A 15,075-nucleotide genomic window follows, 5' to 3' on the forward strand; every position below is an offset into this window, starting at 1 on the left:
GCCCCGCCGGCCTCGTTGGCACCGGCCCGAGTCAACAACGTCATGACCTCTTACATCTAGGCGTGGCCCCGGACGCGACAGCGGGGCCGCCGTCGACATCCCCACCCCACCCCGCCCGTCCGCACTTTCGAACGTGATGCGGGGCCTATCTCGCGTTCGAAAGTCCCCATGACCCCGATTTCACGTTCGAAAGTGAGCTGGGCGGCGCGGGGCCGGACCGGCTCGGCCGGTCTGGGAGGATGGACCGCGGAGGTGCCCCGTGTCCCAGAAGTCCCGCAAGTCCCGTCCGCGCCCGTCGCGGCCCGCCGCGCGCCCGGTCGCCGAGTCCCCGCGCTCCCGCCCCACGCTGCGGGACGTCAACGTCCGTGAGGACCTCGCCACGGCCGCTGAGCGCGAGGGCAGCCCCGCGATCCCGGTCAGCGCGCTGATCGTGACCACCCTGCTCGTGGGCGCGTACCTCCATCTGCTGGTGCTGCAGCAGATGACCCAGCTCAGCGGCGGCCTGGCGATGCCGGACTCCCTGCTGTTCTACGGGCAGGACCACATCCGTGCGCTCTCCGCGGTCATGGACGAGGACGCCCGCGGCCAGCTGAACTGGGTGCACAAGACGGCCGGCGTGATCTTCCCGATCGCCGTGGCGCTGACGGTCACCGCGGTCGGCGCGTGGCGCCTGCGTCCCGTCGGCGCCAAGTGGGTCGTCTTCGGGCTGGGCGTGCTGTTCGCGGTCGTGGACATCTGCGAGAACATCGCGATCGAGCAGGCCATCGCCGCCGGCGGGCCGGGCGCCGGCCTGGCGGCCGCCCTGACGCTGACCCGCTGGGTCCTGCTCGCGCTGCTCGCGCTGGCGGTGGCCGTGATGCTGTGGGCCGGGCGGCGCCGTCGTCGTGGTCCCGCCGCGCGGGAGGCCTGAGGGGCTCGGCTAGACTCGCTCACCGGACCGACGCGCGGTCCGCGCCCCAGTAGCTCAGTTGGATAGAGCGACCCTCTCCTAAAGGGTAGGCCGTCGGTTCGATTCCGGCCTGGGGCACCCGGGTGGCCGGTCCGGCCGCCGCCTCATTCCGCGTCCGCGAACTGCGTGGTGTAGAGCTCCGCATACCGCCCGCCCGCCGCGAGCAGCGCGGCGTGCGTGCCGCGCTCCACGATCCGCCCGGCCTCGACCACGAGGATCTCGTCCGCACTGCGCACGGTGGAGAGCCGGTGCGCGATCACGATCGCGGTCCGCCCGGCCAGCGCCTCCCCCAGCGCCTCCTGGATGGCGCGCTCGTTGGTGGAGTCCAGCGCCGCCGTCGCCTCGTCCAGCACCACGACGCGCGGGGCCGCCAGCAGCAGCCGCGCGATCGTCATGCGCTGCCGCTCGCCGCCGGAGAGGCGGTAGCCGCGCTCGCCGACCACGGTATCCAGCCCGTCCGGCAGCGCCTCGACCACGGGGCGCAGGCGGGCCCGCTCGACGGCGTCCCACAGCTGCTCGTCCGTCGCGTCGGGGCGGGCCAGCGTCAGGTTGGCGCGCACGGTCTCGTGGAAGAGGTGGCCGTCCTGGGTCACCATGCCCACGGCCCGCTGCAGGTCCGCGAACGCGAGGTCCCGCACGTCCACGTCGCCGATCTCGACGGCGCCGGAGGTGACGTCGTGCAGGCGCGTGACGAGCGAGGCGATGGTGGACTTGCCCGCACCCGAAGAGCCCACGAGGGCCACGGTGGCCCCGGCGGGCACGGCCACGTCGATCCCGTGCAGCACCTCCTCGCCGCCGCGCGTGTCCAGCACGGCGACCTCCTCGAGGGAGGCCAGGGACACCTGCTCCGCGGTGGGGTAGGCGAAGCGCACGTCCCGCAGCCGCACGGACAGGGGCCCCTCCGGCAGGGCCGCGGGCCGCGCGGGCTCCGTGATGAGCGGCTCCAGGTCCAGGACCTCGAACACGCGCTCGAAGCTCACGAGCGCGCTCATGATCTCCACGCGGGCGTTCGCCAGCGCGGTCAGGGGGGCGTACAGGCGGGTCAGCAGCAGGGCGAGGGTGACGACGTCGCCGGCGTCGAGGGTGCCCGCGATCGCCTGGAGCCCGCCCACGCCGTACACGGCCGCGAGCGCGAGCGCGGAGACCAGGGTGAGCAGCGTGGTGAAGACGGCCTGGCGCACGGAGATGTCCACGCCGGTGGCGCGCACGCGGTCCGCGCGGCGGGCGAACTCGGCGGACTCGGCGGCGGGGCGGCCGAAGAGCTTGATGAGTGTGGCGCCGGGAGCGGAGAACCGCTCGGTCATCTGGTCGCCCATGGCCGCGTTGTGCCCGGCCCGCTCGCGGGACAGGCCCGCCAGCTTCGAGCCGACCGCCCGGGCCGGCAGCAGGAACAGCGGCAGCATCACGAGGGACAGGACGGTGACCTGCCAGCTGGTGGCCACCATCACGCCCAGGGTCAGCGCGACGGACACCACGTTCGCGACGACGCCGGAGAGCGTCCGCGAGATCGCCGACTGCGCCCCGATCACGTCGTTGTTCAGGCGCGAGACGAGCGCGCCGGTGCGGGTGCGCTGGAAGAACGCCACCGGCATGCGCTGCACGTGGTCGAACACGGCGGTGCGCAGGTCGTAGATGACCTGTTCCCCCAGCCCGGCGGAGAGCCACTTGGTGAACACGGACAGCGCCGCGTCGAGCACCGCCACGAGGGCGATCAGCAGGGCCAGCCGCACCACGAGCCCGCGGTCCGCGCCGCCGGTGATCGCGTTGACGACGTCGCCGGCCAGCACGGGCGAGGCCACGCCGAGCACCGCGCCCACGATGGACGCCGCGACGAACACGATCAGGCGGGTGCGGTACCGGCCCGCGAACGCGATGGTCCGGCGCACCGTGCCGCGGGCGAGGCTCTGCTGGGCGTCGGACTGCCCGCGGGTCATCCGCATCATGGACATCCGTGCCGCCGACTCCATGCTCATGGGCCCCTCCGCTCTCTCGACCGTTCGAGAGTCTAGGAACCGCCGGGCACGGGCGGGCGCGATTCCGCTTCCGGCGTCAGGCCGCCAGGCGCAGGTAGTCCCGCCACGCTTCGGCGGGCCGCTCCAGCTCGCGGATCCGCCACTGGGCCCCGCGCGGGCGCACCGGCTCCACCCGCAGCCGCCAGCCCAGGGCCTCGAGCGAGCGGTCCGCCTTCGCCCCGTTGCAGCGCAGGCAGCAGGCCACGAGGTTCTCCCACGTGTTCTCGCCGCCCCGCGAGCGCGGCCGCACGTGGTCCACGGTGGTGGCGTGGGCGCCGCAGTAGGCGCATCGGTGTCCGTCCCGGCGCAGCACGCCCTTGCGGGAGACCGGGGCCGCGTCCGTGTGGGGCACCCGGATGTACTGGTGCAGCAGGATCACGAGGGGCCGGCCCCACGCGCGGGTGGGGCTGCGCATCGGGTCACCGGCGTCCTCGAGCACGCTCGCCTTGCCGGTGGCCACGAGCAGCAGCGCCCGGCGGTCGGAGACGACCGAGAGGGGTTCGTAGCCGGCGTTGAGGACGAGTGTGCGCATCGGGGGCCTCGGAAGCGTGGGGACACAGGGGCGTCGTGTCTCCACGCTAGACGCGGGTGCATCGGCGCGCCGCGTGTCGCCTGCGGCGGCGGAAGAGGTTCACCGGCCCGTCACCGGGCCATCACGCCCCCGTCACGCACGACGACGGCGCGCCGCGCCTCAGCCGTCGAGACGCTCGACCCACACGTGCGCGGCCGTGGCCTCGGCCAGCTCGAGGGCCCCGCCGTCCGCGGCCGCGCCGTCCTCCGCCTCGCCCTCGACCCGGATGTACCCGGCGTCGCGGGCGGCCTCGGCACGCACCACGCGGCCGGGGGTCACGCCGGCGCCGGCCAGCTGGGCCAGCAGCTCGGGGTCGGTCTGCACGCCCTCGGCCAGCCCGCGGACGCGGAACCGGCCGGCGGTGGCGGCCTCCTCGGAGAGCCGGGCGCCCGCCAGGCCCATGTCGCGGCTCCAGTCCTCGGCGGAGGCCTGCTCGGGCCGGGGCGGGATCGGGGTGCCGTAGGGGGTCTCGGTGGGGTTCTCCAGCAGCGTGAGCAGGCGGCGCTCCACCTGGTCGCTCATCACGTGCTCCCAGCGGCAGGCCTCCTCGTGGACGAGCTCCCACTCGAGGCCGATCACGTCCGCGAGCAGGCGCTCGGCCAGGCGGTGCTTGCGCAGCACGGACACGGCCCGCTCGCGGCCCGCCACGGTCAGCTCCAGCCGACGGTCCGCGCCCACGTGCACCAGCCCGTCCCGCTCCATGCGGGCCACGGTCTGGGAGACGGTGGGGCCGGAGTGCTCCAGACGCTCGGCGATGCGGGCGCGCAGCGGGGGGATGCCCTCCTCCTCGAGCTCGAGGATCGTGCGCAGGTACATCTCGGTGGTGTCGATCAGATCCGTCATGGCACGTCCTCTTCCCTCGGGCTCTTCGTCCCGGACATCCTAGCGAGGCGTGAGTCACGTGGACGGCCGGTGGTCCCGGGCGCGGGAGAATGGGCGCGACCCGCGACCCCGAAGCGTCAGGAGCACGCATGACCTCCCCCGCCGAGATCACCATCCCCCAGGACCTGCTGCCGGCCGACGGCCGCTTCGGCGCCGGTCCCTCCAAGGTCCGCCCCGAGCAGCTGAGCGCGCTCCAGGACGCAGCCGGGCTGCTCGGCACGTCGCACCGTCAGAAGCCGGTCAAGGACCTGGTGGCGAGCGTCCGGTCGGGCGTCGCCGAGCTGTTCTCGGCGCCGGAGGGCTACGAGGTGATCCTCGGCGTCGGCGGCTCCACCGCGTTCTGGGACGCGGCCGCCTTCAGCCTGGTCCGCGAGCGCGCCCAGCATCTGAGCTTCGGCGAGTTCGGCTCGAAGTTCGCCAAGGCCACCGACCAGGCGCCGTTCCTGGCGTCGTCGGACATCCGCACCTCCGAGCCGGGCACCCGCCCCGAGCCGGAGGCCGTGGCCGGGGTCGACGTGTACGCGTGGCCGCACAACGAGACCTCCACCGGCGTGATGGCGCCCGTCGTCCGCCCCGCGGGCATCGACGAGGACGCGCTGGTCGTCGTCGACGCCACCTCGGCCGCGGGCGGCCTGCCGGTGGACGTGTCCGAGGCGGACGTGTACTACTTCGCGCCGCAGAAGAACTTCGCGTCCGACGGCGGTCTGTGGCTCGCGCTGTTCTCCCCGCGGGCCCTGGCGCGGGTCGCGGAGATCAAGGAGTCCGGCCGCTGGATCCCGGCGTTCCTGGACCTGGCCACGGCCGTGGAGAACTCCCTCAAGGACCAGACCTACAACACGCCCGCGCTGGCCACGCTCGTCATGCTGGACGCGCAGCTGCGCTGGATGAACGGTCAGGGCGGGCTGGACGCGATGACCGCCCGCACCGCCGACTCCTCCTCGCGCGTGTACGCGTGGGCCGAGGCGTCGTCGTTCGCCACGCCCTTTGTGGCCCGGTCCGAGGACCGCTCCGCCGTGGTCTGCACCGTCGACTTCTCCGACGACGTCGACGCGGCGGCGGTCGCCCAGGCCCTGCGCGCGAACGGCGTGGTGGACGTGGAGCCCTACCGCAAGCTCGGCCGGAACCAGCTGCGGATCGCGACCTTCGCCGCGACCGAGCCCGAGGACGTCGCGGCGCTGCTGCGCTGCATCGACCACGTGGTCGAGCGCCTGGCCTGAGCAGCCGGGGTGCGCCGTCTCAGCCGCGGTCGGCCGCCGCAGGCTCGGGGGCCGGGGAGCCGGGCACGCGGCCCTCGGCCACGGCCTTGAGCCGCTCGCGCTCCTCCTCGTTCACCCGCTCGGCGTACGGCACCCACGGGGGCGCCACGAGCGCACCCTCCCCCGCCATGAGGCCCGTCTCGCACACGGTGACCTGCTTAGCGCGTGGGGCCCGGGCGATCGTCACGTACCAGAGCCAGCCCGCGTAGCCGGGCATGCGGCACGCGAAGCGGTGCGTCAGGAGCCGGTCGTCGTCCACGAGCACGTCCACGTGCTCCCCCACCTCGTCCGGGGCGGCCAGCCCGGCCAGCCCCGCGCGGGCGGCGTCCACGGCGGCGGCGAGCAGCTCGTCGCGGCGCGGGGCCCGGCGACGCGCGGGCGGCGCGGCCGTCCTCTCCTCGGCGGGCGCGGGCTCGGCGTCGGGGCTCCGGTGGTCGACGCGCGGGGCGTCGTCGTGGGTGGTCATGGCTCAGGCCTCCAGGTCGTCGGCGACACGGCGCAGCACCTGCGCCATCTTCTGCGCCTGGGCGCGCTGGGGGTAGCGGCCGCGGCGCAGGCCGTTGGAGGCCTGGTCCAGCCACGTGATGAGGTCCTCCATGAGGACGGCCATCTCGGTGGCGCCGGGTCGGTGGTTGCGGACCACCGAGGGTGCGGCGTCGAGCACGCGCAGCGAGAGCGCCTGCTTGCCGCGGCGGCCCTCGGCCACGCCGAACTCCACGCGGGTGCCTCCGCGCAGCTCGGTCACCCCGGCCGGCAGGGCCGAGGCGGGCACGTGGACCTCCTCACCCTCGTCCGTCTGGGCGAACCCGAAGCCCTTGGTCGAGTCGTAGAACTTGATGCGTCCGGTGGGCATGTGCGTCACCTGCTCCTCGTCATGTGGGTCCACCGCGTCGGGCCGGCGCCGCAGGGGCGGCCGTGCTCTCGTCTCGGGTCGGCGGGGTCCGGCACCGGCGTGGCGGTGCGCCGCGGCATCGGTGGGACCAGCCTGGCCGTGCGCCCGGAGGGGACGGCGGAGGACGTGGTCGTCAATGACCTCCCAGGATAGCCCGACTAGAGTGGCAGGCATGCCTCGGACCTCCACCCTCCCCGCCTCCGCGCCCGCCGCCGACCCCGCCGATCACCGGGGCGGTCGTGGCGTCGTCCTGGTGCTGGGCGTGGCCGTGACGGCGGTGTCCGCTCTGGCCCTGGTGGCCCTGCTGGTCGCGTACTTCCTGGCGTGGCCGGCGTCCCCGGCGCTGTTCGCGCTCGCGCTGTTCGGCCTGCCCGTCGGCTTCGGCCTGATGCTGCTGCACGTCGTGCTGGGCGCCGTCCGGCGCTCGCGCCGCTGAGGCGCCGAGCCCAAGACGCCCCGCGACATCCAGCGCCCTTTCAGGGTGTTCCCAGGTCGGAGCGGTTGACTGGGTCCCATGCAGCCTCAGAACCCCGAAGCACGCCTCCTGGTGGTGGACGACGAGCCCAACATCCGCGAGCTGCTCTCCACATCCCTGCGCTACGCCGGCTTCGAGGTCACGGCCGCGGCCAACGGCCGGGAGGCCCTGGACGCCGCCGAGGAGTTCCAGCCGGACCTGGCCGTGCTGGACGTGATGCTCCCGGACATGGACGGCTTCACCGTGACCCGCCGCCTGCGCTCCGCCGGCCGTCACTTCCCCGTCGTGTTCCTCACCGCGCGGGACGGCACCGAGGACAAGATCACCGGCCTGACGGTCGGCGGCGACGACTACGTGACCAAGCCGTTCTCCCTCGACGAGGTGGTCGCCCGCATCCGCGCCGTGCTGCGCCGCACCGCCTCCCTCGACGACGACGCGGCGGTGCTGCGCGTGGACGACCTCGAGCTCGACGACGACGCGCACGAGGTCCGCCGCGGCGGCGAGGTCGTGGACCTCTCCCCCACCGAGTTCAAGCTGCTGCGCTACCTCATGATGAACCCGAACCGGGTGCTCTCGAAGGCCCAGATCCTGGACCACGTGTGGGAGTACGACTTCAACGGGGACGCCTCGATCGTCGAGTCCTACATCTCCTACCTGCGCCGCAAGATCGACGTCGGCGGCCGCGAGAAGATGATCCACACCAAGCGCGGCGTCGGCTACATGCTCCGCACCGCGGACAAGCGCTGACGTGCGTGCGCGGCTCGACGCCGCGGCGGCCCACGTCCGCCATCCGCGCGCCTGGCTGAGGGGCGCGTGGCAGGGGCAGTCCCTGCGCACCAAGCTGGTCGTGATGATCGCGGCGCTCATGCTGGCCCTGGTCGCCGTGACCGCCCTGGCGACCGCGGCGCTGTTCCGCCAGGAGGCGGTGCGCCAGCTGGACGAGGACATGGCCGCCAACCGGGACACCGTCTCGATGTACCTGGCCAACGTCGCCCAGACCGGCGAGTACTACATGCCGCAGCTGCCCATCCTGCGCTTCTACGGCGTCGTGTGGGACAACGAGGGCGCGCGGGTCGTCCAGACCCCGGTGATGCCGGACGCGGACGAGCCGGCCCTGCCGGACATCACCCCGGCCGAGGCCCTTGAGCGCGGCTCCGCCTCCTTCGAGGTGCCCGGCACACAGCCGGACTCGAGCGGCTGGCGCGTGCAGCTGTACGGGCTCAGCAGCGGCGACGGCACCATGGCCGTGGCCCTGCCCCTACAGAGCGTGACCTCCTCCGTCGAGCGCGTCACCTCGATCGTCGTGACCATCGGCCTGCTCGCGACGGCGGGCACCGTGATCGTGGCCAACCTGGCGGTCCAGCGAGCGTTCCGCACCCTGAACCGCGTGGAGCGCACCGCCGCCAAGATCGCCGCCGGCGACCTGAGCCAGCGCGTGGAGAGCGCGGCGCCCGACACCGAGGTGGGCCGGCTCTCCCGCTCCCTCAATGCCATGCTCGCGCACATCGAGTCCGCGTTCCGGGACAAGGAGATCTCCGAGGACAAGATGCGCCGCTTCGTGCAGGACGCCTCCCACGAGCTGCGCACCCCCCTGGTCACCATCCGCGGATTCTCCGAGCTGTACCGGCACGGCGGGCTGCGCGAGGAGGAGGACGTCGCCGCCGCCATGCAGCGCATCGAGTCCGAGGCCACCCGCATGACCCGCCTCGTGGAGGACCTGCTCACCCTGGCCCGCCTCGACGAGCAGCGCCCCCTCGAGCACGCCCCGGTGGACCTGCTCATCCTCGCGATGGACTCCATGATGGACGCCTCCGTGAACGCCCCGGACCGCAAGGTCACCCTCGTGGGCCCCGACGGCGACCGGGCGGCCCCGGCGCCCATCCTCGGCGACGAGAACCGGATGCGCCAGGTGGTGGTGAACCTCATGGCCAACGCCCTGCGCTACACCCCCGCCGGCACCCCCATCGAGATCGCGGTCGGCACCGTCGACCACCTCGGCGGCCAGGCCGGGGCGGACGGCGCGGGCCGCAGCTCCGTGATCGAGATCCGTGACCACGGGCCGGGCGTGTCCGAGGAGGACCGCGCCCGCATCTTCGAGCGGTTCTACCGCGCGGACACCTCCCGGCACCGCGAGACGGGCGGCACGGGGCTCGGCCTGGCCATCGTCGCGGCGATCGTGGCCCAGCACGGCGGCTCCGTCCGGCTGCTGGAGACCGAGGGCGGCGGCGCCACCTTCTCCGTCCACCTGCCGTGGGCACCGTTCGAGGACGAGGCGGACGAGGACGTCGAGGACGAGCGCCCGCCCGCACGGGACACCGACGACGACGCGGCCGGTCCGCCCACCGGCCCCCTCGCCCTGACCGCGCCGTCGGGCGCCGGCGCCAGCGCCACGGACGCCGCCCGGAGCAGCCGCCTGCTGCGCGCGGCGGAGCGGTTCCGTCGCGCCTCGGCCGAGCGCCGCCGTCGGGCGTCTGCTCCTGCACAGGCGCATCAGGCCGACGCCCCGTCCCCAGGCGAGGACGACCCGGCGGCGGAGCGGGACGCCCGTCCCTAGCGTGGTGCCCGGCGGCGCCCGCCGCCCATCAGCACTCATCAGAGGGGACAGTCACATGAGCATCGTGCAGATCGACGTCGAGGACCTGCGGGCCAAGAGCGGGGCGGTGGAGGGCTCCATCGGCCGCCTCCAGGCGGAGGTGAGCACCATGGAGGCCAACCTGCGCCAGCTGCAGGACACCTGGCGCGGCCAGGCGGCCGCGAACTTCCAGGGCGTGCTCACCGAGTGGCGCGCCACCCAGCAGCGCGTGGAGGAGTCCCTGGCGGGCATCCGCCGCGCGATGGACGCCGCCGCCACCCAGTACCAGGACGCGGAGACCGCCAACGCCGCGATGTTCCGGTTCTGAGCGTCCGGAACGGACCGGGGTGCGGCCGGCCGGCCACACCCCGGTCCCTGCTTCCTAGAGTGGAGGCATGACCGTCCTGATCGACCCGCCCGCGTGGCCCGCCCACGGCACCGTGTTCTCCCACCTCGTCTCCGACGCCTCCCTCGAGGAGCTCCACGCGTTCGCGCGGGCGGCGGGGCTCTCGGAGCGGGCCTTCGACCGAGACCACTACGACGTGCCCGCGCACCGACGTGCCGAGCTCGTGGCCCGCGGGGCGGTGCCCGTCTCCGGACGGGAGCTGGTGCGCCGCCTCGCCGCCTCGGGGCTGCGCGTGCCCGCCCGCAGCCGCGCCGAGAAGCGGGACGTCGTCCTCGCCCGGCGCTGGGCGCGGCTGTTCGAGGGCACGGCGGCGAGCCCGGACGCGGTGACGACGGCGGGACGCGGCCTGCTGGCCCGCTGGGCGGAGCCGCATCGGCACTACCACGACCCGGCCCACCTGCTCGCGGTGCTCGAGTCCGTGGACCTGCTCGAGCGGGCGGGGGCGAAGGCCGGGTCGGATCCGCGTGCGGTCCGCCTGGCCGCGTGGTTCCACGACGCCGTCTACGTCGGGGACCCCGCCGCGCCCGCCGGCCAGGACGAGGCGGACTCGGCCGCCCTGGCCCGGGACGTGCTCACCGACCCGCGGCTGGCGGTGCCGGCCGACGTCGTCGACGAGGTGGCACGCCTCGTGTTGCTCACCGCCGCCCACGACCCCGCCCCGCACGACGCGGCCGGGGCGGTGCTCTCGGACGCGGACCTCGAGGTCCTCGGCCGCTCCCCCGAGGCCTACGCCCGCTACGTGGCCGCGGTGCGGCGGGACTACGCGCACGTGTCCGACGCGGACTGGGCCCGCGGTCGCGGCGCGGTGCTGGACGCCCTGCTGGACGCCGAGCGGCTGTATCGGACCGCGCCCGGCCGAGCACGCTGGGAGGCCGCGGCCCGCCGCAATCTGGCGGCGGAACGAGCCGCGCTGTCGGCCTGAGCGGGGCGCCTCGGTGCTGGCCCGGAACGCGGCGAGGCCCGCCTCCCCGGACGGGGAGACGGGCCTCGCAGGCTGGGCGTCCGAACGGGTCGGGCCGGCTCAGCGGCTGATCACATCATGCCGCCCATGCCGCCCATCGGGTCCATGCCCTCGGCGCCGGCGGCGGCCTTCTCGGGCTTGTCCGCGACGACGGCCTCGGTGGTCAGGAACAGGCCCGCGATGGACGCGGCGTTCTGCAGGGCCGAGCGGGTCACCTTCACCGGGTCGTTGATGCCGGCGGCCAGCAGGTCCTCGTACTCGCCGGTGGCGGCGTTCAGGCCGTGGCCGTCGTCGAGGGTCTTGACCTTGTCCGCCACGACGCCGGGCTCCAGGCCGGCGTTGAAGGCGATCTGCTTCAGCGGGGCCTCGATGGCGACCTTGACGATGTTCGCGCCGGTGGCCTCGTCGCCCTCGAGCTGCAGGCCGCCGAACGCCTTGGCGCCGGCCTGGATCAGGGCCACGCCGCCGCCGGCGACGATGCCCTCCTCCACCGCGGCCTTGGCGTTGCGCACGGCGTCCTCGATGCGGTGCTTGCGCTCCTTGAGCTCCACCTCGGTGGCCGCGCCGGCCTTGATGACGGCCACGCCGCCGGCCAGCTTGGCGAGGCGCTCCTGCAGCTTCTCGCGGTCGTAGTCCGAGTCGGTGTTCTCGATCTCGGAGCGGATCTGGGCCACGCGGCCGGCGATCTGCTCGGCGTCGCCGGCGCCCTCCACGATGGTGGTCTCGTCCTTGGTGATGACCACCTTGCGGGCGGTGCCCAGCAGGTCGAGGGTCGCGTTCTCCAGGGACAGGCCCACCTCGGAGGAGATGACCTGGCCGCCGGTGAGGATGGCGATGTCGGCGAGCATGGCCTTGCGGCGGTCGCCGAAGCCCGGGGCCTTCACGGCCACGGACTTGAAGGTGCCGCGGATCTTGTTGACCACGAGGGTGGCCAGGGCCTCGCCCTCGACGTCCTCGGCGATGATCAGCAGCGGCTTGCCCGACTGCATGACCTTCTCGAGGATCGCCACCATGTCCTTCACGGAGGAGATCTTCGAGTTGACGATGAGGATGTAGGGATCCTCGAGGACGGCCTCCTGGCGGTCCGCGTCGGTCACGAAGTAGCCGGAGATGTAGCCCTTGTCGAAGCGCATGCCCTCGGTGAGCTCGAGCTCGAGGCCGAAGGTGTTGGACTCCTCGACGGTGATGACGCCCTCCTTGCCGACCTTGTCCAGGGCCTCGGCGATGAGGGAGCCGATCTGCTTGTCCGCGGCGGAGATCGAGGCGGTGGCGGCGATCTGGTCCTTGGTCTCGATCTCGCGGGAGGCGGAGAGCAGCTCGGAGGTGACGGCCTCCACGGCCTTCTCGATGCCGCGCTTCAGGGACAGCGGGTCGGCGCCCGCGGCCACGTTGCGCAGGCCCTCGCGGACCAGCGCCTGGGCCAGCACGGTGGCGGTGGTGGTGCCGTCGCCGGCGACGTCGTCGGTCTTCTTGGCGACCTCCTTGACGAGCTCCGCGCCGATCTTCTCGTACGGGTCCTCGAGCTCGATCTCCTTGGCGATGGAGACGCCGTCGTTGGTGATGGTGGGGGCGCCCCACTTCTTCTCCAGCACCACGTTGCGGCCGCGGGGGCCGAGGGTCACCTTCACGGCGTCGGCCAGGGTGTTCAGACCCTTCTCCAGGCCGCGGCGGGCCTCTTCGTCGAATGCGATGGTCTTGGCCATGTGCAGGTCCTTTCTGGACGTCGGCTTCCTACTGCTGGTGGCTGACCCGCGCCGATGCCCGCGACGGACGGCCCCTGGGGGCCTCACCGGTGGACAGGTCCTCCTCCACGGCGCCGGGCCGACCGGGGTACGGCTGGCAGTCGCGCCTTCGGAGTGCTAACCCCATTATGAGCACTCGCACCGGGAGAGTGCAAAAGGTCCGCAGTGCGGGGCCCGCCCTTCCGCGGACGGCGGACGGCCCCCGGCAGAACGCCTCGGAAGGCGCCCCGCCGGGGGCCGGAAAGGGTGCGCGGCCGGCACGGCCGCACGACGGGCGGATCAGCTGGTGACGACCACCGCGATACCGTTCACCTGCAGGTTCGGGGTCTGCATGACCGGGAAGCCGAGCTCCTTGCCGACCGCCTCGGCGGCGGCCTTGTTGGCCGAGCCGTTGTACAGGACGGTGGAGGACTGGATGCCGTAGCCGCTCCAGTTCTTCGCGTCCACCGAGGTGTAGCCGGCGCCCGTGAGCCGCTGCGCGTAGGAGGCGGCGAGGCCCTGGGTGCGGGTCGCGTTGTACACGGTGACGTGGGTGCCGCGCACGGCCGCGGACTGCGCGGCTGCACGAGAGCTCGACGCGGCCGCGGACTGTGCGGCCGCACGGGAGCTCGACGCGGCCGCGGCCTGCGAGCGCGAGGCCTCCGCCGCGGCGGCGGAACGGGACGCCTCGGCGGCCGAACGGGACGCGGCGGCGTGCGAGGACTCCGCCGCCTGGGCGGCCGCCGACCGAGACGCCTCGGCGGACTGCGCGGCGGCTTCGGAACGCGAGGCCTCCGCCGCCTGTGCCTCGGCGGCGGCACGGGACGACTCAGCCGCCTCCGCGGCGGCACGGGACGACTCGGCGGCCCGGGACGACTCGGCGGCCTCTGCGGCGGCCGCCTCCTGCGCCACCCGCGAGGACTCAGCCGCGGCCGCAGCCGCGGAACGGGACGCCTCCGCCGTGTCCTCGGACGGGGTGGCGGACTCGGTCGCGGATGCAGTCGACACCGACGCGGAGGACGCCGAGGAGGACTCGGACGACGCCGACGTCGACGTCGACGGCTCGACCGCCGGGGCCGTCGTCGAGCCCTCGGCGGCGACGGGCTCGGAGCGGTCGCCGGTGAGCCACGGCAGCACGACGCCCACGAACAGGCCGGCGAGCAGGACGAGGCCGGCCACCCAGAGCAGCGGGCTCAGGCGGCGACCCCCGCCCGCGGCGGTCGCGCCGGCAGCGGCGAAGGACTCGCGGTGCGCGCCGCGCTGGTCCGTGTACTCGGGGACCTCGTCGAAGCGGTCGGGCTGGTAGGCCATGGGTCAGTTCTCCTGGCGGGAAGCGGGCGTGGACGGCGCCGGATCCGCGGGTCCCCTCCGGGCCCGGCTGCGGGTGCCGCGCTTGCGCAGCAGCCGCGTGACCAGCAGGGGTCGGTAGGCCAGGGCGGCCTCACGGTCCAGCAATCCGTTCAACACCTGATAATAGGCGGTCGGAGACAGCCCCAGACGCTCTCGGACGGCGTGGTCCTTGGCCCCGCCGTACCGCCAGGTGGCGGCCTCCAGGTCCAGGACCGCACGCTCCAGGTCCGTCAGCTCGTCCCGCCGTGGCCGCGCGTCGGCACCCTCGTCCGGGGCCGGATCGGGCGAGACGGGCGTGGGGTGGGACATGGCGGCCACTGTACCCACCCGGTCTACCCTCGGGGCATGGAGTTCATCGCGCCCCTGGATCCGGGCTGGGAGGCGGCCCTCGCCCCGCAGGCCGCCGCGTTCGAGCAGGTCGGCGAGCGGCTGCGGGCCCGCCGGGCGGCCGGAGAGCAGGTGCTGCCGGCGCCGGAGCACATCCTGCGGGCGTTCCGTCAGCCGTTCGCGGACGTCCGCGTCCTCGTGCTGGGCCAGGACCCCTACCCGACGCCGGGCCATCCGATCGGCCTGAGCTTCGCGGTGGACCGCCACGTGCGGCCGCTGCCCCGCTCCCTGGCCAACATCCACCGGGAGCTGCACGACGACCTCGGCATCACCCCGCCCGCCCACGGCGACCTCTCCGCGTGGACGGACCAGGGCGTGCTGCTGCTGAACCGCGCCCTCAGCGTGCGGGCCGGCGCACCCGGCAGCCACCGCGCCCTCGGCTGGGAGCAGATCACGGAGGCCGCGGTGCGGGCCCTCTGCGCGCGCGGCACCCCGCTCGTGGGGCTGCTGTGGGGAGCCGACGCGCGGCGCATGGCGCCGCTGCTGACGGCGGCGGGGGCCGGCGTCGTGGAGTCCCCGCATCCCTCGCCCCTGAGCGCCCACCGCGGGTTCTTCGGCTCCCGGCCGTTCAGCCGGGTGAACCGGCTCCTCGAGGCGGCCGGCGCGGCCCCGGTGGACTGGCGCCTGCCCGACTGAGCCGG

General features: G+C 74.2%; 16 protein-coding genes and 1 tRNA gene. 9 read left to right on the forward strand and 8 right to left on the reverse strand.

Features of this window, described 5'->3' with window-relative positions; genetic code table 11:
- Nucleotides 1-259: 259 nt before the first annotated feature.
- Nucleotides 260-910 (forward strand): hypothetical protein, encoded by a 651-nt coding sequence (locus tag NR072_RS09635; protein WP_256837037.1) that lies wholly within the window; start codon nt 260-262, stop codon nt 908-910.
- A 43-nt stretch (nt 911-953) separates the two neighbouring features.
- A tRNA-Arg gene (locus NR072_RS09640) sits at nt 954-1,027 on the forward strand.
- Between the two features lie 26 nt (nt 1,028-1,053).
- Here the strand turns inward: NR072_RS09640 and NR072_RS09645 are convergent.
- From NR072_RS09645 to NR072_RS09655, 3 genes are all read right to left on the reverse strand, one after another.
- Complete coding sequence (locus NR072_RS09645; RefSeq protein ID WP_060974277.1) at nt 1,054-2,922, reverse strand: ABC transporter ATP-binding protein; 1,869 nt, start codon at nt 2,920-2,922, stop codon at nt 1,054-1,056.
- Between the two features lie 76 nt (nt 2,923-2,998).
- Entirely contained in the window at nt 2,999-3,493 is a 495-nt protein-coding gene (locus NR072_RS09650) for an HNH endonuclease (protein ID WP_036382503.1), read from the reverse strand.
- A 159-nt stretch (nt 3,494-3,652) separates the two neighbouring features.
- Nucleotides 3,653-4,375 carry a metal-dependent transcriptional regulator gene (locus tag NR072_RS09655; RefSeq protein ID WP_063190192.1) on the reverse strand — a complete coding sequence of 241 codons (723 nt, stop codon included), beginning with the start codon at nt 4,373-4,375 and terminating at the stop codon, nt 3,653-3,655.
- Between the two features lie 128 nt (nt 4,376-4,503).
- On the opposite strand from NR072_RS09655, the gene serC reads away from it, so the two are divergent.
- Entirely contained in the window at nt 4,504-5,631 is a 1,128-nt protein-coding gene (serC, locus tag NR072_RS09660) for a phosphoserine transaminase (RefSeq protein WP_145951483.1), read from the forward strand.
- Nucleotides 5,632-5,650: 19 nt separating this feature from the next.
- Here the strand turns inward: serC and NR072_RS09665 are convergent, their stop codons facing one another.
- Both NR072_RS09665 and NR072_RS09670 read right to left on the reverse strand, forming a co-directional pair.
- Nucleotides 5,651-6,136 carry a DUF3027 domain-containing protein gene (locus NR072_RS09665; RefSeq protein ID WP_145951484.1) on the reverse strand — a complete coding sequence of 162 codons (486 nt, stop codon included), beginning with the start codon at nt 6,134-6,136 and terminating at the stop codon, nt 5,651-5,653.
- Between the two features lie 3 nt (nt 6,137-6,139).
- Complete coding sequence (locus NR072_RS09670) at nt 6,140-6,523, reverse strand: cold-shock protein (RefSeq protein ID WP_010079414.1); 384 nt, start codon at nt 6,521-6,523, stop codon at nt 6,140-6,142.
- Between the two features lie 211 nt (nt 6,524-6,734).
- On the opposite strand from NR072_RS09670, the gene NR072_RS09675 reads away from it, so the two are divergent.
- The 5 genes from NR072_RS09675 to NR072_RS09695 all read left to right on the forward strand — a co-directional run bounded on the left by NR072_RS09675 (nt 6,735) and on the right by NR072_RS09695 (nt 10,937).
- Nucleotides 6,735-6,998: a hypothetical protein gene (locus NR072_RS09675; protein ID WP_063190203.1), complete on the forward strand. Its 264-nt coding sequence runs from the start codon at nt 6,735-6,737 to the stop codon at nt 6,996-6,998.
- 78 nt (nt 6,999-7,076) lie between these two features.
- Nucleotides 7,077-7,784 carry a response regulator transcription factor gene (locus NR072_RS09680; RefSeq protein WP_063190189.1) on the forward strand — a complete coding sequence of 236 codons (708 nt, stop codon included), beginning with the start codon at nt 7,077-7,079 and terminating at the stop codon, nt 7,782-7,784.
- Between the two features lies 1 nt (nt 7,785).
- Nucleotides 7,786-9,591 (forward strand): HAMP domain-containing sensor histidine kinase, encoded by a 1,806-nt coding sequence (locus tag NR072_RS09685; protein WP_216886335.1) that lies wholly within the window; start codon nt 7,786-7,788, stop codon nt 9,589-9,591.
- A gap of 55 nt (nt 9,592-9,646) precedes the next feature.
- A complete protein-coding gene (locus NR072_RS09690) occupies nt 9,647-9,937 on the forward strand; it encodes a WXG100 family type VII secretion target (protein WP_010079419.1) in 291 nt (96 codons plus the stop codon).
- A 67-nt stretch (nt 9,938-10,004) separates the two neighbouring features.
- Complete coding sequence (locus NR072_RS09695; protein WP_256837043.1) at nt 10,005-10,937, forward strand: DUF4031 domain-containing protein; 933 nt, start codon at nt 10,005-10,007, stop codon at nt 10,935-10,937.
- A gap of 110 nt (nt 10,938-11,047) precedes the next feature.
- On the opposite strand, the gene groL is transcribed toward NR072_RS09695, so the two are convergent.
- The 3 genes from groL to NR072_RS09710 all read right to left on the reverse strand — a co-directional run bounded on the left by groL (nt 11,048) and on the right by NR072_RS09710 (nt 14,356).
- A complete protein-coding gene (gene groL / locus NR072_RS09700) occupies nt 11,048-12,679 on the reverse strand; it encodes a chaperonin GroEL (RefSeq protein ID WP_036382487.1) in 1,632 nt (543 codons plus the stop codon).
- Nucleotides 12,680-12,997: 318 nt separating this feature from the next.
- Nucleotides 12,998-14,008 carry a LytR C-terminal domain-containing protein gene (locus NR072_RS09705; RefSeq protein ID WP_256837045.1) on the reverse strand — a complete coding sequence of 337 codons (1,011 nt, stop codon included), beginning with the start codon at nt 14,006-14,008 and terminating at the stop codon, nt 12,998-13,000.
- A gap of 3 nt (nt 14,009-14,011) precedes the next feature.
- A complete protein-coding gene (locus tag NR072_RS09710) occupies nt 14,012-14,356 on the reverse strand; it encodes a DUF3263 domain-containing protein (protein WP_240756375.1) in 345 nt (114 codons plus the stop codon).
- A 36-nt stretch (nt 14,357-14,392) separates the two neighbouring features.
- On the opposite strand from NR072_RS09710, the gene NR072_RS09715 reads away from it, so the two are divergent.
- Complete coding sequence (locus NR072_RS09715; RefSeq protein ID WP_216886338.1) at nt 14,393-15,070, forward strand: uracil-DNA glycosylase; 678 nt, start codon at nt 14,393-14,395, stop codon at nt 15,068-15,070.
- Nucleotides 15,071-15,075: the final 5 nt, after the last annotated feature.

It is taken from the genome of Micrococcus sp. Mcc89 (assembly GCF_024519795.1).
Taxonomy (GTDB): Bacteria; Actinomycetota; Actinomycetes; order Actinomycetales; family Micrococcaceae; genus Micrococcus; species Micrococcus luteus.